Annotated in this window: 8 protein-coding genes; 1 reads left to right on the forward strand and 7 read right to left on the reverse strand. The window is 72.4% G+C overall.

Annotation, left to right across the window (positions count from 1 at the left end):
- Positions 1-52: 52 nt before the first annotated feature.
- The 5 genes from NAEX_RS19615 to NAEX_RS19635 form a co-directional block, all read right to left on the reverse strand.
- Positions 53-703, reverse strand: a complete 651-nt coding sequence (locus tag NAEX_RS19615) for a hypothetical protein (RefSeq protein ID WP_096329014.1) — start codon at positions 701-703, stop codon at positions 53-55.
- Between the two features lie 146 nt (positions 704-849).
- Entirely contained in the window at positions 850-2919 is a 2070-nt protein-coding gene (locus NAEX_RS19620; RefSeq protein ID WP_096329015.1) for a S9 family peptidase, read from the reverse strand.
- A 55-nt stretch (positions 2920-2974) separates the two neighbouring features.
- The gene (locus NAEX_RS19625) at positions 2975-3958 is read right to left on the reverse strand and encodes an ADYC domain-containing protein (protein ID WP_096329016.1); all 984 of its coding nucleotides are present in this window, start codon (positions 3956-3958) and stop codon (positions 2975-2977) included.
- 191 nt (positions 3959-4149) lie between these two features.
- Entirely contained in the window at positions 4150-8022 is a 3873-nt protein-coding gene (locus NAEX_RS19630) for an nSTAND1 domain-containing NTPase (RefSeq protein WP_096329017.1), read from the reverse strand.
- A gap of 81 nt (positions 8023-8103) precedes the next feature.
- The gene (locus tag NAEX_RS19635) at positions 8104-8568 is read right to left on the reverse strand and encodes a hypothetical protein (RefSeq protein ID WP_096329018.1); all 465 of its coding nucleotides are present in this window, start codon (positions 8566-8568) and stop codon (positions 8104-8106) included.
- 340 nt (positions 8569-8908) lie between these two features.
- Here NAEX_RS19635 and NAEX_RS19640 point away from each other — a divergent pair, with 340 nt between their 5' ends.
- Positions 8909-9862 (forward strand): LIC_10091 family protein, encoded by a 954-nt coding sequence (locus NAEX_RS19640; protein ID WP_096329019.1) that lies wholly within the window; start codon positions 8909-8911, stop codon positions 9860-9862.
- Between the two features lie 182 nt (positions 9863-10044).
- On the opposite strand, the gene NAEX_RS19645 is transcribed toward NAEX_RS19640, so the two are convergent.
- Positions 10045-14232 carry a UvrD-helicase domain-containing protein gene (locus tag NAEX_RS19645; RefSeq protein WP_100792904.1) on the reverse strand — a complete coding sequence of 1396 codons (4188 nt, stop codon included), beginning with the start codon at positions 14230-14232 and terminating at the stop codon, positions 10045-10047.
- Positions 14229-17165, reverse strand: coding sequence for a PD-(D/E)XK nuclease family protein (locus tag NAEX_RS19650; RefSeq protein ID WP_143825594.1), 2937 nt, complete (start codon positions 17163-17165; stop codon positions 14229-14231). Before NAEX_RS19650 ends, NAEX_RS19645 begins: the two co-directional genes overlap by 4 nt.
- Positions 17166-17332 lie beyond the last annotated feature (167 nt).

Raw genomic sequence — 17332 nt, forward strand, 5'->3', positions numbered from 1 at the left:
GCGTGGAGCACCGGGAGGGTTCAGGCCCGGTGTGAGGCGTGCGAGCCGGGGCTCAGCACTGGCCCTGGCACTGCTGGTCGACGCAGGTGCCGATCGCCTGGGCCTTCATGCCGGACGGGCCGAACGGGCCGCCGTTCATCTGGATGACGTCGCCGCACGGCCCGAGGCAGTCGATGCCGCCGCAGCCGGCCTCCTGGGCGCAGTCGCGGATCGCCTGGCAGCCGGGGTCCTCCGCGCAGGTCTGCAGCTCCTCGAGGCACTCGGTGCAGGCGCACTCGCCACACGGGTCGCCCGGGTTCACGTTGTCGAGGCACTGCATCAGCTCGTCGTCCGTGGTGTTGCCCTCGGTCGTCGTGGTGGTGGTGTCCTCGGTGGTCGTGCCGGGGTCGGTCGTCGTCGTCGTCGTCGTCGTGCCGGGCTCGGTCGTCGTCGTGCCGGGCTCGGTCGTCGTCGTCTCGACCGGGCCGGACGTCGAGGTCAGCGGGCCAGTGGTCGTCGTCGGGTCGTCGCTGGTGATCGAGGTGCCGGTGCCTTCGGTGCCGGGCGTGTCGGTGGTGCCCGGGTCGGTCGTGCCGTTCGTCGTGTCCGTGGTGCCCTGGGTCTCCTGGACGTTGGTGTCGCTGGTCTTGCCGTCGTCGCCGCAGGCGCCGAGAGCGAGCAGGCCGAACGCCGTCATCGAGCTGAAGAAGAAGTTGCGAATCATTAGGTCAGTGCCTCCTGATGGGGCGCCCCGCGCCCTTTCCGCCGCACCCTAACACGCCCCCTGTGCAGGTGAGCCAGAAAGGAGCGAAAAAGCTCGTGCACACGCGTCGTGTGACGCGCTCCACAACGACGTAGCAGCCTCGTGCACTAACCGCCTCCTGCGCTCGCGGACGCGCTCGCGGACGCGGTCGTGGCCGGCCCTGCGGCCACCTTCTGCAGCAGGTCGAAGCGGGCCTGATACAGCTCGGCGATCCGCCCGAGCCCCTCGATGTGGTGGCCCTGGCCGGGGAATTCGACCAGCGTCACCGGCTTGCCGAGCGCGCGGGCCTTCTCGTAGAAGGCCCGCGACTCGCCGACCGGCACGCGCCAGTCGTTGCTGCCGTGGGTGAGCAGCAGCGGCGCCGCCAGCAGGTCGACGTGCGACAGCGGGCTGCGATCCTTCATGCGCGCCAGGTCCTCGGGGCGGTTCGGGTCGCCGCTCTCGAGCACCACCCAGTCGGGGATGTTGCACTGGTCGTGGAAGCTCTTGATGTCGGAGAAGCCGGCGTGCGCCAGGCCGAAGCCGAACTCGTAGCGGTCGTGATGTCCCTTGGTACCTGGCGGAAAGGTCAGGGCCCGCATGGTCGCGTAGCCGCCGTGGCTGCCGCCGAACACCCCGATCTGCGCGGGCTTCAGGCCGAGGGTGCGCTCGGCCCAGCGGGCGACGTGGAACAGGTCGACGATCTCGTCGCCGCCGAGGTCGCGGTCGTTGAGCGCGGCGAACGCCTTGCCGAAGCCGTCGCCGCCGCGCACCGTCGGCGACACGACGGTGAGGCCGGCCGCGCACATGACGTGGGCGAAGGTGCTGTAGCGGTTCTCGCCGCCGTAGAACGCCTCGACGAGGGCGAGCCGGCGCGACGGGTCGGCGTGCGGCTGCAGCGGGGTGAGCACGAAGGCGTGCAGCTCGCGCGGCTTGCCGGTGGCCTTGTCGCGGTCGAAGGTGGGGATCTTGACCCGCTCGGCCTTGCACTGGACGACGGCGGCGCGCACCGCCTCGCTGAGGCCGACGCTCCAGCCGCGGCCGAACGCCGGGCCCTGGGCGTCGGCGAGGACGCCCTGGACGTTGAGCTCGAAGTGCTGGTCGGGCGCCTCGTGGGTCCAGATCACCCGCCCGCCGCGACCCTCGAGCACGTCGGCCGCGCCGGGCAGCTCGCGCGCGGCCAGGACCTTGCCGCCGCGCGGGTCGATCACCGCCAGCGACGAGCCGAGCGGGCTGCGATGCACGCCGACCACGCCGATGTCGGTGATCGACGCCGAGGTCAGGTCCTCGGTGAAGCGCGTCAGCTGCTTCACCGCGCCTGTCTTTCGGGACATGCTGAAGAGGTTGCGGTAGCCGTCGTCGTTGGCGATGAAGAGCGCGCTGTCGGCGTCGAGCCAGCCCTCGAGCAGCTCGGCGTCGGTGCGCGTGACCTTGGGGTCGGTGACGACGCGGACCGCCGGGCGCGCGGCGGTCAAGTCGACCGCGACGAGCTGGGTCCGGTTGCGGTCGCCGTCGACCTGGGCGGCGAAGAACACCTCGCGGCCGTCGGGCGAGAACCGCGGCACCGACCATGTGAACGACAGTGCAGGCGTATCGCAGACGACCTCACGCGCGGCCCTGCTGGCGACGTCCAGGACACGCAGGCAGGTGCGGTACGGCGGCGCCGCACCGGCGCGCGGGAGGTAGGCGATCTGCGATTCGGCGTCGTCGAGGCCGAATCCGTAGACGTAATCGTGGTCGGTGACCTGCTCCAAAGCGCCTGTCTTCAGATTCAGGGTCCACAGATTCATGTGCTCGTCGTTGCGAGCATCGGCGTGCAGCCATAGCGTGTCGGTGCCGGCGTGGTGGTGCAGGCGCCACAGGCTGCGCTGCGACCAGTCGACGTCCGACACGGTGACGGCCCCCGCCAGGCTCTTCGCCTGCTCGCCGGCGAGGTCGAGCATCTGCAGCTCGTAGCGCTCGCCGGTCTTCAGCACGAACAGCTTGTCGGTGCGCAGGCTCGGCATCCATTGCACATACGGGAAGCCGGTGAGGAACGGGGCAAGGTCGACGGCGCGGTCGAAATAGCGGACCACGCCGGCCTCGGCCTCGGCCTTCGCCTCGCCCGCGGGCGGCTCGGCGGTCGGATAGGGCTTCGCCGCCTTCGGGGGGGCGCAGGCGGCGAGCAGGGTGAGCGACGCGACGAGGGGGCTCCGCATGGCCCTACCCTGCTAGCAGCCCGCTGGCGCCCAGGGCAAGGGGGGGCGGCGCGGGTCAGAGCGCGTTGGCCTGGGTCATCAGCAGGCCGCCGAACTCGCTCGGGTCGTTGTTGGTGCAGTACGGCAGCACGCCCCTGCCGGCGGCCACGCACTCGTCGACCACCGTCGCGCGGCTCCACGCCTGCCGACGCGGCGTGTTGAGGCAGACCGCGCCGTCGGGGCCCCACTTGGCCTCGACCGGCCAGGCGGTGCCCGGCTCCTGGAGGCCCCACTTGTCGCTGACGTCGATCGGGTTGCCGTTGACGGTGTGGGTCACGCCGGTGCCGCAGTAGTCGGCCCGGATCATCCGCACCGCGGCCTGGTGGGCGTCCTTCAGCGAGGTCGCGCCGGCGGTCCGCCACGGCGCGTAGCCCCACTCGACCGCCTTGGCCAGGGCGGCGCCGCGGCAGGCCCAGGTGAACGCGTCCGGGTATTCGAGCCGGCTGCCGGTGGTCTCGTCCCACGCGAAATTGAGGGCGATCGCCTCGGTCGGGTTGCTGGCGCCGTCGCGGCACAGATAATCCCAGGTGGCGGCGTCGACCTGGTAGCGCACGTCGTTGAAGTAGATGTCGGAATCGGTGCTGCTCTGCACGACGCCGGCGATCCGGAGCTTCTTGTGCGCGTAGTTGCCGGGCGTGATCTCGTAGTCGAAGTCGTACTCGGCGTCGACGAGGTCGGCGCCCGAGCGCTGGATCGAGTCGAGCAGCGCGCTGATGAGGCTGCCCGAGGTGATGGCGAAGTTGTTGAGCTGCGATGTGTTCATCCGCATGCCGTTCATCCGCATGCCGTTCATCCGCATGCCGTTCATCCGCATGCCGTTCATCCGCATGCCGTTCATCAGCGGGCCGTTCAGCTCGACGCCGTTGTCGGCCAGGTTGCGAAACGTGACCTCGCCGTCGATCGGCGTGCCGGCGTGGGCCCGCTCGACCTGCTCGTCGCATCCGACCAGGCCGATGGACAGCGCAGCGACTACAAAAACGCCCTTATCAACGGAAAACATGTCGTCCCCTCCCAAGCCGCCCGTCATGCCGGCGGCACCTTCCCTTCATAACGCGGGTGGCCCGATTTGACGAGCGACGCGCCGCTGCGAAATCTTCGCAGCGCGAGCGGGCGCCCGCCCCGCGGCATCCGCGACGATCGTCGACTGTCGCCTTTGCGCCCGCGAATCATCGCGCTGGCCGGATGACCTCTTCACGATCCGCCGGTCGGCCGTGACGTCGCGACCGAGGCGCAAACACGCAACCCCAGCGTCGAATCGCGGGTGTCCGGCGACCATGGATAGCGGTTGACGGAGCGACAAGTCACCTCGTCGTAATAATAAGCGCCGCCGCGGATGATGCCCTCGTTCGCGGCCAGGGACGAAGTGGTCCACTCCCAGACGTTGCCGACCAGATCGTCGACGCCGAACGGGCTGCGCGACGCGGGATGGGCGCCCCCGACGTCGGGCCCGCCGTGCTCCGCGACGCGGGCGTAGGTCTCGTCGTAGTTGGCGTCGGTGCGCGTGATCGTGTCGGCGTGGGGGAAGTTGCGAGCATCGGCGCCCCGGGCCGCGCGCTCCCACTCCCACTCGGAGCAAAGCCGGGCGCCCGGCACCCGCCCGGTGCGATCGAGCCAGGCGAGGTAGGCATTCGCGTCGTCCCACGAGATCGCCGAGACCGGCATGTCGAGCCAGTCCTGTTCGGCCAGCACCTCGCGCCCGACGTACTTGAGGGGCTCGCCCGCGCGGGCGCTGTAGGTGGCCTCGCCGGCCTTCATCACCAGCCGCCATCCTCCTTCGTGCGGCTCGAGCCGCACGCCGGCGTGGAACTTGTCGGCCTCGACGCCGGGGGTCCGCAGCGCCCGCTCGGTCGCGGGCAAATCGTCGAGGAACGCGATCCACTCGCGATAGGTGGTCTCGCGCCGGGCGATCACGTAGCTGCCGGTGACGACCTCGTGCTGCGGCGCGGCGAAGAAGAATTTGCGGCGGATCGTGTCCTCGTCGGCGCTGCCGAACAGCGCCGAGCCGGCGGCCACGAACGCGAAGCCGACCGGGATCGCCGCGGCCGGCGGGACCTCGAGGGCGAGCTTGCGCTGCTCGCCGCGCTTCAACAGCACGGGGTAGAAGATCGGCTCGCGCCCGTCGATGGTGATCTCGAGCAAGTACGAGCCCGGCGCCAGCTCGAGCGGCGCCACCGGGGCCGGGCCCAGCTCGCGCGGCTCGACCAACACGTAGCGGTGGGCGTCGTCGCGCTCGTAGCGGGCCAGCTTCACGCTGGCAGCGTCGGGCGCGACCGCGACCGAGAGCGCGGCGGGGGCGGTCCAGCGGGCCTGCCGCGTGCCGTCGTCGTAGAGCTTGACGCGGGCGATCAGCTCCTCGGCCAGCTCGGGCTTGTAGCGCTCCTCGGCCAGCACCGCCCGCTCGTACAGCGCGTCGGCGATCAGCTGCTTCGCCTCCGCGTGCGCGGGGTCGAAGCCGAGGGCCACCTCGGAGGCCGAGATCGTCTCCTTGTACTTGCGGTCGGCCTCGTCGAAGCCCTGCAGCGTGCGCGCCCACCCCTCCTCGCCGCCGGGGACGTCGCGCGCGTCGAACTTGCGCAGCGCCTCGACGCGGCTGGTCTCCGCGGCCTGGTCGTGCGCGTGGGCGGCGGCGAACGCCTTGCGGGCGCGCGCGAGCTGGTCGTCGACCCTGCCGGCCAGCGCCCGCGCCTCCTGGATCTTCACGCCCGCGAACGCGAGCCCGGCGACGAGCGGCAGGGTCGCGACCGCGGCGCGCCGCAGCCAGCGACGGCGGCGCAGCTCGGCCGCGCTGGCGGCGATGAACTCGCGCTCGCGCGCCCGCAGGCTCGCGGCCTCGAGCTTGTCGGCCTCGGCGAGCTGCTCGCCGGTCCACAGGCCGACGCGACCCTGGCCGAGGCGCTGCCACTCCACCGCCGCCTGCTCGAGGCGATGACGGATCTCCCGCGACTCGCGCTCCTCGTTGATCCAGCGCTGCAGGGTGCTCCAGTTGCGGATCAGCGCCTCGTGGGCGATCTCGTGGACCGTGCCGTCCTGGGCCTCGCGGGCGACCACGAGGCGGCCGCGCACCAGGGCCTCGAGCGCGGCCTCGCTGGCCGGGTCGGCGCTGACGAGATCTTCGACGGGCAGGCTGGCGCGCGTGTCCTCGATGGTGACGAGGCGCATCAACAGGCGGCGCACGGCGATCCGCTGCGACGGCGGCAGGCCGGCGACGACGTTGTCGGCGTGGCGGGCGAGGGCTCCGGTGACGCGGCCGATCCGCTCGAGGTCGGCGGCGGTGATGATCTTGCTGCCGGCCTCGCGGGCCTCCCACAGCTCGGCCAGGGCGAACTGCAGCAGCGGCAGGCTGCCCTCGACGCCGGCCTGGATCAGCTCCTCGACGAGGCCCTCCGACTCGAAGTGGACGCCCTGCAGCGCGACCGGGCCGACGATCGCCTCGCGCATGCCCTCGCGCGTGAGCGGCGTGAGCAGGTAGACCGCGGGGTTGATGAACGGGCCGAGCTGCGGCAGCGCGGCCGCGCGGGTGAGGAAGTCGCCGCGCACGCTGGCGAGCAGGCGCAGGCTCGGCACGCCGGCGGCGAAGGCGGTGAGGAAGCGGCCGAACGGCTCGACCTGCGGCGCCTCGCTGAGGGTGACGAGCTCCTCGAGCTGGTCGATGAAGAGGATGAAGCCGCGGTCCTTGCCCTGGCGGCGGGCCAGCAGGCGCACCAGGCCCTCGGGCTCGCCGGTCAGCAGCGTGCGCAGGGCCTCCTCCTTGAGCGTGAAGTGGGACGCGAGCGCGGACACCAGCGTCTGCAGCGGGCGCCGGCCGGGGATCATCGCCAGGCTGCTCCACGTGCGGCCGCCGACCCCCGGCGGCTCGCTCGCCTGCGGCAGCACGCCGGCGCGGCACAGCGACGACTTGCCGACGCCCGAGTCGCCGGCCACGAGCACGAACGACTGCACGCGCAGGCGATCGACGACGGCGCGGATCTCCTGGACCCGACCGAAGAAGACGGCGCGGTGGCGGGCCTCGAACGCCTGCAGGCCGCGGTACGGGTTGCCGTGGATGACCTCGGCGATCGGCCCGGTGGTGAGCAGCAGCTCGAGCGCGGTGCACAGCTCGTCGGCCGAGGCGAAGCGGGCCGCCGGGTCGCGCTGCAGGCAGCGGTCGATCAGCGCCGCGAAGCGAGCGTCGACGCCGGGCGCGACCTCCTGCAGCGGGCGCGGCACTGTCTCTTGGGACAGGCGAGCGAGCTCGAGCGTGCTGCTGGCCTCGAGCGGCGGGTGGCCGGCGCAGAGGATGTACAGCAACGCGCCGAGGGCGTAGATGTCGGAGCTGCGGCTCGCTGGTTCGGCGCGCCACAGCTCGGGGGCCATGTAGTACGGGGTGCCGACCAGGACCTCGGAGCTGTCGTCTTCGCAGGCGGGGCCCGCCAGGCGGTCGGACAGGGTGCCGTCGAGCGAAGTGACGACGTCGCCGCGCGGCAGCCCGAACTCGGCGGTGTCGCCGATGTGGCTGTCGGCGTCGATGACGACGGGCGGCGGCGTCTTGATGTCGGGCAGGCGCGGGCCGCCCTGGGGGACCAGCTTGGCGAGGCCGAAGTCGAGCAGCTTGATCTCGCCGAACTCGTTGCGGATGACGTTGGCGAGCTTGATGTCGCGGTGCAGCACGCCCTGGCGGTGCGCGGCGGCGAGGCCGCGGGCGAGGCCGACGGCGATCGTCAGCGCCTCCTGCCACGGCAGAGCCCCCTTGATCTCCGACAGCGGCTGGCCGCGGACGTACTCGGAGATGATGTAGAGCCGACCCTCGAGCTCGCCGATCCGGTGGATCGACATCACGTTGGGGTGGGCGATCCGGGCCGCCGCGCGCGCCTCGGTGACGAACCGCTCACGCGTGCGCGGGTTCGCCTCGCGAGCGTTGATGAACTTGATCGCTACCGGCCGGTCGAGGATCGTGTCGTGGCCGAGGAACACGACCCCCATGCTCCCGCTGCCGAGCACGCGGACGAGGCGGTACTCATCGAACTGTTGCGGAAGGGTCCATTCGCCGCCGGCCGACATCGATTGCGCGTCGACCCCTCCTTTCATCGTTTCCTGGATGGCGGCAAGTATATACGGCGGAGGCTGCGCTCCGGGGCGCCACAAACCCGTCGCTCCGCCGGCCCCTGGTTATGCGCCGCTCGCGGAGCCGCCGCTGCGGGCGTCGGCACCGGACACGTGTGCGAGTCGACGGTCCTCGACCTGGTACAGGAACTCGAGCGCTCCGTCGAAGCTGCCGCCCTCGCCGACGACCTGCACCACGATCGTGCCAGCCCCGGCGCCGATCTCGAGCACGAGCCGGCGCGAGGTGCCGTACAGCAGCATGAGCAGCAGCGCCACACCGAACAGGCCGTAGGTGATCGTGCGGTCGTACTCGAGGGCGGCGATCCCGAGCACCGCGGTCACGGCCGCGAGCCACAGCAGCCACGGCAGATGATGACGTCCCAACCGGACATATTGCACCGCGTCGACCGGGATCGACGTCAGCGCCGCCGACGAGCCCTCGCGCGCGATCTGCCAGATCCGGTGGGAGGTCAGCGTGACGTCCCGCCAGGTGGTGATCAGGTGCTCGCCGCGCAAGAGCTTGCGGTTCATAACGGTCGCGCAATGCTACCGCCGCCGCGAGGAGCGGGAAAGCGCGGCGCCGGGCGGTCCGGGCCGGGTTATCCTGGGCCGCTTGTCGGTGCGGACTCTGCTGACCCTGGTCGCGGGCGGATGGCTCGTACACGCCGCCTGCGGCGCTTCTGCGGGCTCTCCGGCGCGCGCTGCCGAGCGGCCGACCACGGGCGCGTCGGCTGAGGCCCCGGCGCCCCCGCTGCCGGTTGCAGCTACATCGGACGGCGCAGCGTCCGCAGACAGCGATCGGGGCCCACCGCCGGCGGCCACAGGCGGGCCCGCGCCGCTGTCGCCGTCGCAGGTCGCGGCGCTGGAGCGGGTGCGGCCCGAGCGGATCTTCGTCACCCCGCTCGAGCACTTCACCGTCAGCAACGAATACCGCCACGAGCTGTGGTTCCCGTTCGTGCGCGAGCTCGGCGGGGTCTACGTCGGCGTCGCCTCCGATCAGAACTACACGCTGCTGGCGGCGGCCCGCAGCGAGCTCGCGTTCCTCGTCGACATCGACCGCCAGGTCGTCGACCTGCACCGGATCTACGCGGCCCTCATCGCCGCGGCGCCCGACCCCGCGGCGTTCCTGGGGCTGTTCGAGCCGCGGGGCCGAAAGGCGGCGCACGAGGCGATCGCGGCCGGGCTGGCGAACGACGGCCGCGACCTGCGGAGCCGCGCGCCGGCGCTGTTCGAGGCCCAGCGCGAGACGCTGGCGGTGTACCTGCAACGGGTGCGCGAGGATCAGCCGGGCTCGTGGCTGGCCGACCCCGAGGCGTACACCTATGTCCGCAGCATGTTCGCGGCCGGACGGATCCGCGTGCTCCAGGGCAACCTCACCGGCCGGACGACGATGGCCGACATCGCCGCGGCCGCCCGCGCCCTCGCGCTGCCGGTGACCGTCCTCTACCTCAGCAACGCAGAGGACTATCTGTTCTACACCGACCGCTTCGCCGCCAACGTCGCGGCGCTGCCGAGCTCCGGACGCAGCGTGCTGCTGCGGACGATCCACGACCGCTTCCCGGGATGGGAGAGCGCCGGCGAGGGCGACGCGCGCTGGAACTACCAGGTCCAGGCGCTCCCTGACTTCCAGCGCCGACTCGGGGACCGCTCCCATGGTCGCAATCAGGACCGCACGTCGATGCTGACCGCAGCCCTCGCCGCCGGAGTGGTCGAGCGCAGGGCTCGCGGGGTGAGCACGATCGCCCTGAACCCCCCCGAACGGTCCGGCGGCGGAGATCTCCTCGTGGCCCGCGCCGGCGATGCCGACGACTCGCGGCGAGACTGACGCCCGGGCATCTTCGTCGAGCGCAGGTCCCTTCGGACATGTCGAACATGATGGCCCAGCCGGGGACACAGGCTGCTAGATCCTGCGGACCTTCGAGCGTCTTTCAAGGCATGTCCCTCAAGACATGTTCATTGGCGCATTGTCTCGGCGACATGTTCCCGGGGACAGGACCCCTGAGCGGGTCAGACCGGGAGCACGACGTCGGCGGCGGGGAACAGCAGCACGACCTCGACCTGCTTGCGGTCGAGGCCGGCCTGTTCGGCCGCGGCGGCGCGCCAGGCGGACACGGCGTCGCGGTAGGCGCGGGCCCGCTCTTCGGCCTCGGACTGCTTCTCGATGTTGTCGAGGCAGAGGCCGTAGACGGTGGCCTTTTGGACATGTCCTTCGAGACCGACGGCGTCGACCTCGCCGAGGTCGAGGCCGAGGTTGGGGCCCTGCTCGAGCACGAGGCGGGCGATCTCGCCGGTCTGGAGGGCGCCGCCGCCGTCGAGGCGGGCGAACGGGACCTGCCGCTCGACGCGCGAGGCGGCCGGGTCGCGGTCGCCGCGGCTCAGCGCGGCGCGCAGGTTGGGGCCCTCGAGCACGCGCAGGAACTCCTGCACCCGCGCGCGCACCCACGTCTCGTCGCGGGCGGGCGCGGCGGCGCGGACGATCGCCTCGAGCTGCGGGGTGCTCGGGTTGAATTCCTCGAACCAGGCGATCTCACCGAACAGCGCCCGCATGGCGGCGCCCCACTGCGACAGCGGCGTGTCGGCCAGGTGCATGTGGTCGGCGACCGTGCGGCCCGGGTCCTGCGCCAGCACGGCGGCGCGGACCAGCGGGCCCTGCGAGGGCAAGAAGCTGAGGCTCGTCGGCTCGGCCTCGGGCGCCTCGCGGGCCGGGCGCTCGCTCGCCGCCGGGCGCGACGACTCGAGGTGCGGGTCCGAGGGGTCGAACACGTCGGGCGCGACGTAGGCGTGCGGCGCCAGCCAGCTGCGGTCGCCGTGCTCGAACAGCACGCTGTCGGGCTCGACCGGGCCCTCGTGGAGCGCGTGGATCAGCAGCGCCGAGGCCTTCGCCGGCGCGCCGCGGCTGCCCTCGGTCGGCGGGTCGACGAGCATGAACAGGCCCTCGCGGGCGCGCGTGACCGCGACGTAGAGGAGGCACAGGCTCTCGTGGGCCAGGCGGTCGATGTGTTGCTCGAAGATCGGGCGCAGGTCGTCGAACTGCTGCCACATGTCCTTCGAGACATGCCGGGCGATCCGCACGACCGGGCCGGCGTCGCCGTCGCGCTCGTAGACGACCTTGAGCGTGCGCGTCGAGGCCAGCTCGGTCTCGAGCTCGGGCAGGATGACGATGTCGAACTCGAGGCCCTTCGACTGGTGGACGGTCATCACCTGGACCGCGGAGGCGGCCGGGTCGGCGACCGGGCGGGTCTCGACCATGGCGACGAACTGGTCGCAGCGGAGGGTCCGCCGCTCGTCCCACACCTGCGCGAGCTGGATGAGCTGCATGCAGCGGCGGTACTGCCGCTCGTCGACCTGCGGGGCGATCGCCCGCACCCACTGCTGCAGGGTGGGGGCGAGGCCGTCGCTGGCGATCTGCCGGCGCACCCGCGCGGCCACGCGGCGCTGCAGGCTGCGGTCGTCCTTGTCGAAGCCGACCACCTGTCCTAAAGGACTGGCGAACACGTTGAAGCCGGCGATCGAGTGGTCGGGGTGGTCGGCGAGGCGGAGGAGGTCGAGGATCGCGTTGACCGCCGGGGCGTCGGTCAGCGGGCCGCCCCCGCGGCCGGTCGCGGGGATCTTGAGGCGCGTGGGCCCGAGCTCGTAGAGGACGCGGCCGACGGCGCCGTTGGTGCGCAAGAGCACGCCGATCGTCTTGCCCGGGTGGCGGTGGTACAGCTCGGCGACCAGCGCCGCGGCCTCCTGCAGGCGCAGCGCCTGCCGCTTGCCCTGGTCTTCGCAGCGGCCGACCGCGCGCAGCTGCACGTAGCCGGGGATCTTGCGGGTGGTGGTGTGCTGCTCGAACTCGGAGTCCCAGCGCTTGGCCGCGTACGGGTAGCGCAGCAGCGACGGGTTGTCCTTGAGGTTGGTGAAGATCTTGTTGACGACCTCGATGACCGCCGGCGACGAGCGGAAGCTGGTCGCCAGGGTCTCCTTGGCGAGGACCTGGCCACCTGGTCGGTGGAGCAGGTCGTCGAGGCGCGAGAGGATCTCCGGGCAGGCGTTGCGCCAGCCGTAGATCGACTGCTTGACGTCGCCGACGCAGAAGAAGCTGCGCTCGTCGGTCGAGTACGAGACGGTCTCGTCGACGATCGGCCGCAGCGCGTTCCACTGCTGGATGCTGGTGTCCTGCATCTCGTCGAGCAGGACGTGGCGCAGGCGGGCGTCGATGCGGAAGCAGATCTCGTCGAGGTGGCCGGCGAGGTCGGCCTGCGCCAGCGCGACGGTGAGGTCGGCGAAGGTGAGGACCTTGTGCTCGCGCTTGACGCGGCGATAGCAGCTGTCGAACAGCTGCAGCAAGGTGCAGGTGGCCCGCGTCTGCTCGATGACGCGGCGGCGGAACACCCCGCGCGCGTGGCCCAAGAGGCGCCGGTAGGCGAACACCGTCCCGGGGGCGATCGGCTTATTGTAGTAGACGAGGTCGTTCTCCGCGACCTTCTTGGCCAGGCCGGTGGTGAAGAACTCCATCCAGTCGTCGGAGCTGCCCTTGCGGCACTGCTCGGCGCGCTGGCAGTCCTTGGCGTGGGCCTCGATGCCGCGCTTGCCGAGGTCGGTCGGCACGGCGAAGCGCAGCGCCGCGATCGCGTCGTCGAGCTCCTGCTCGTTCAGCGTCGGCTCGGGCGCGATCGCCTCCCAGGCCGAGGTGTCCCGGGCCTCGCGGTAGAGGTCGTAGAGCGAGCTGACGGTGTTGTCGATCGTGTCGGTGACGGCCCGCTCCGAGCTGCCCTCGGTCAACGAGGCGAGCAGCTCGATGATCGCCTCGGTGTCGCCCTCCTCGAGCATGAGCCCGATCGCCTCGCGGCGCAGGCGGAACGCCTCGTCCTCGTCGACGATCCGCGCGTCGATCGGCAGCCCGAGCTCGAGCGAGAAGCAGCGCACGATCGTGCCGAAGAAGCTGTCGAGCGTGCGGATCTGCAGGCGGTGGAGGTTGTTGGCCAGGCTGGCGAGCAGGTCGAGCACGCGGGTGCGCGCGAGCTCGCGGTGCAGGCGATGGCCGAGCTCCTCGCGCTTGGCGTCGTCGTCGGCGGCCTCGGCGAGGGTGCGCAGGATTCGGTCGCGGATCTCGCCGGCCGCGGCGCGGGTGAAGGTGCTGGCCAGGATCGAGTACGGGAAGGCGCCCCGGCTCAGGATCTGCAAGTAGCGGTTGGTCAGCTGGTAGGTCTTGCCCGAGCCGGCCGAGGCCAAGATCCGCATGTGCTCGAGCCGGTGCCCGCCCGCGAGCCGCGGGTCCGGCGGCAGGTCGAGCGCGGCCTCGGCGACCCGCTCGGCCTCGGCGATCACGGCGAGGACGTCCTGCCGCGGCGCCGGCGGGATGTCCTCCAGGACGTGCGACCTGTCCTTCGGGGCGTGTCGCTTGCGCGCATGCGTCGGCTCGAGCACGACGGCCTCGGCCAGCGCGATCGCGTCGGCGAGGCTGTCCGCAGGGCCAGGGTGGTGCGAGGCCTCCCGGTGGCGGTCGAGGGCGTCGAGCTCGCCCAGGCCGGCGCGCATGTCCTCGAGGGCGACCGCTCGCTCCGGCTCGCCGGGCTCGGGGTCCGTGGGGGCGAGGCGCGACCACTCGAGGTCCGCCGGCGGGATGTCTTCCGGGACAGGTGCCGCCGGCTCGTGCGCGGCGGTGCCCTCAGGGGCGCGGCGATCGTCCGGCGCCTCGCGCGCGCCGACGCCGGCGGGCTGCTCGGCCTTCGCGCCGCGCGAGCGCCGGGCCGCCGGCGGCTTCCTGTCCGCGGGGACAGGTCGCTCGCCGCCGGCTTGCGTGTCCGTCGCCCGCGCCTGCCTGTCCTTGGGGACATGTCGCTCGCCGCCTTGCGGGTCCGCTGCGCGTGCTTGCCTGTCCAAAGGGACAGGTCGCTCGCCGCTTTGCGTGTCCGTCGCCCGCGCTTGCCTGTCCGCGGGGACAGGTCGCTCGCCGTCGCCCTTGCGGCCGCGCTTGCGCGGCTCGGGGGCGGGCTCCGGTGGTTGCGGCGCCGGGCGGGCGGCGGCCTCGGCGCTGCGAGCGAAGGCGCCGGCGACGGCGTTGAAGAGGTCGCGCGCGGGGCGGGCGACCTGGCGCGGGGCGGGGCGGTTGCGCCTGGCCTTGCGGACAGGAGGGGGCGGGGCCGCGGCCGCCTCGGGCTCGCCGAACAGCCACAGCGACTCGGGGCGCGGCGGCTTCTCGGGGTCGCTCACGCCTCGGCCTCCAGGTCGTCGGCGCCGCCGAACACGCGGGTCTGGCAGATGTTGGCGAAGTCGTCCTGGTAGCGGGCGGCGAAGTCGCCCATGATGTCGAAGCGGCCGGCGCGGATGCTGCGGACGATGTCGCGGGCGGTGCCGACGGCGTCATCGAGGTCGGCCGGGGTCCAGCGCGCGACGTGCAGCGCCTCCTGCTCCGCCTTCTTCGGCAGGTTCATGTAGGCGAGCTGCACCGGCCCGGTGTAGCCGTGCTGGGCCGCGAGGTGGTGGTAGAGCGGCAGCTGCAGGTCGCTCCACTGGCTCGCCGAGCCGCGCGCGGCCCGGTGCGTCTTGTCGGGGCTGTGACCCGACTCGCTGGTCTTGTAGTCGATGATCATCCACGAGCCGTCGCGGAGGTTCTGATCGATGCGATCGATCTTCCCCTTGATCCGCATCGGCGCCTGATCGGGGATCTGCAAAAATGTCTCTTCGGGCAGCTCGAACTCGCAGCGGCGGATCTTCCACCCCTCGGCGCGGCGGCGGGCCTGGTGCGGCGCGAACGCGAACAGCCGCTGGCGCAGGCGGGAGATCTGGATCCGGATCGCCGGCAGCGGGCGCGCGCCGAAGGTGGCCCGCGCGCGGTCGTCGAGCACCTCGCCGAGGTAGCGGGCGATCGCCTCCGGGTCGACGCTGTCGGCGATCGCCGGATCCTCGCCGAAGCGCTGCAGGACCTCGTGGGTCAGGTTGCCGAACTGCAGCGCGTCGAGCTCGACGGCGCTGTCGTCGACGAGGCGCAGGCGACGGACGTACTTGAGGTAGTAGCGGAACGGGCAGCGCAGGTACCAGCCGAACTCGGTGACCGTCATCGCCGCGGGCTCGACCGCGGGGCCGGGCTCGGGGATCCGGAAGCCCGAGGTCGCGCCCGAGGGCGGGGCGCCGTACGGCAGGGCCCAACGGCGCGCGTGGTTCGGGTCGCACAGGCGGAGGATCCGCGCGGGCAGCCGCTCGAGGTCGCCGGCGAGGAGCAGGCGCGAGGGCGTGAGCGGCTCGCCGTCGGCGGCCTGGCGCCCGGCGATGAAGGTGCACTTGACGCGGCTGCGGCGGATCGCCTCGATCAGGTAGGCGTCGCGGGCGTAGCGGCGGCCGTTGCTGAGCACGCCGAGGTGCTCGCGCAGGCCGTCGGGCAGGAACGCGTCGGCGCTGACGGCCTGCGGCACGGCGCCGTCGTTGCAACCCGCGAGCACGAGCACCGGCGCCGGGTCGTGGTGCAGCTCGAGCCAGCCGAGCATCTCGATCTGGCCGGAGCGCGGGTCTTCGGGCACGCGCAAGCCGGCGAGCTGGGCGAGCACGAGGCGCAGCGCGGTCGGGCCGTCGACGTCGGGCTGGAGACCGGGGGCGGCGCCGGTGAGGCCGCCGAGGTTCTTGGCGATCTCGATGCAGGTGTTGGCGACGCGCTGGTCGCTGAGCGCCTTGGCGTGGACGTCGAGGTGGCCGTAGGCGTTGCGCAGGACCTCGAGGATCGGCTCGAACCACTGCGTCAGCGGCCGGCGGTCGCCGGTCAGCGGCGAGTACAACTTGGCGACGATGTCGTGGAGGATCTGCATCCGCCGCGCGACCTTCTCGTCGCCGAGCCAGGCGGCGCCGAGGTTGTCCTGCAGGTGCTCGGTGTGATAGCGGTCGAGCACCGTCAGCCACTCGACGATCGTGTGGTCGTCGGCGGCGACGTCGTCCTTGCTGTCCTTCGGGGCCTGTCCTTCGAGACCCGCGCTGAAGGGCACGTCCTCGGGGACATGTTCGACGGGCTTGCCCTCGGCCCACTCGGGCGCGGGGCCGGCCGGCTGCTTGGCCTTGCCGAGCAGGCGGCGGACGAAGCCCTCGACGTCGGGGTGGCGGACCAGCGCGGCGAAGGCGAAGAACCGCGGGTCGCGGACCCACTCGAGGCCGGCCTGCAGCAGGCGGAACGGGCGGCCGTGGAGGGCGAGGAGGCCGCGCGGGTCGTGGACGGCGATGTCGGCCCACTGCCCGGCCTGGGTCATGGTCGGGGCGAGCTTCTCGTCGCCGAGGCCGATCGTGACCTCTTCGGGGCGGTAGGCGCCGCCGAGGTCGGCGAGGCAGCGGATGACGGCCTGGGCCTGGTCGGCCGGGCGGTCGGCGATGATGAGCTGCTCGTCGGGGATCTCGATCGGGCGGCCGGACCAGAAGGTGCGCTCGACGCAGCCGTCGGCGTCGAAGCCGGCGTGGAGGTTCTCGGGCGCGTGGATCAAGGCGGTGGCCCGGTCGCCGTAGGCGCGGACGATGGCCCGGTGGACGCGGGCGAGGTCGACGACGCCGACGAGCACGAGCTGGTGATCGGGGTCGACCGGCGTGGCGCCGTCGACGAGGGCCGCGATGACCTCGCGGCGGCGCTCGTGCGGGCAGACCCGGTCCTCGCGGGCGAGGCGCTCGCGGTAGCGGGCCTCGAGGCGCTCGAGCACGGCCCAGCGCTCGGCCTCGCGGTCCATGTTCATGCGCGCGGCCACCCGGGCGACGTCGCGGAGCGAGAGCAGCTCGGCCGACAGCTCGTCGACGACGCCGGCGACGGTGCCCGCGAGCTCGTGCCAGGCCGGCCAGTCGTAGAAGTCAGGGCGGCTCGGCAGCAGCGGGGCGATGTGCTCGGGGCGGGCCTCACGCAGGACGTGCATCCACGCGAGGGTGCACTCGAGGGTCGAGGCGGTGCGGGAGTCGCCGGGGACGAGCAGCTCGGCGAGCGCCCCAGGGGTCAAGACCTGCGGCGGGACCAAGCGGAGGCCGCGCTCGGCGCATTGCCGGAGCAGCAGGTGCAGCAGGACGCGGCCGGCGCGGGCGCCCGGCAGCACGCAGCGGACCGCCCGAAGGTCGCAGCGACGACCTTCGGCGTGGCGCTCGATGAGCCAGGCGGCGGCCGCGGGGAGCAGCGGCCCTTGCCAGTCCAACCATTGACGCTGCATGGGCCCCTTGCCGGACAGGCAACCTACGAAACGAAAAGGGGCCACGCAAGGCCCGCGGAGCGCCGGAGATCGCTCGAGCGGCCGCGGGGGTTGCTAGATCCATCGGCCAGGTCGGCCGGGGGACCGCCGCCCGGAACCTCGGCCGATCGCCG

The sequence above is a fragment of the Nannocystis exedens genome, assembly GCF_002343915.1.
Taxonomy (GTDB): Bacteria; Myxococcota_A; Polyangia; order Nannocystales; family Nannocystaceae; genus Nannocystis; species Nannocystis exedens.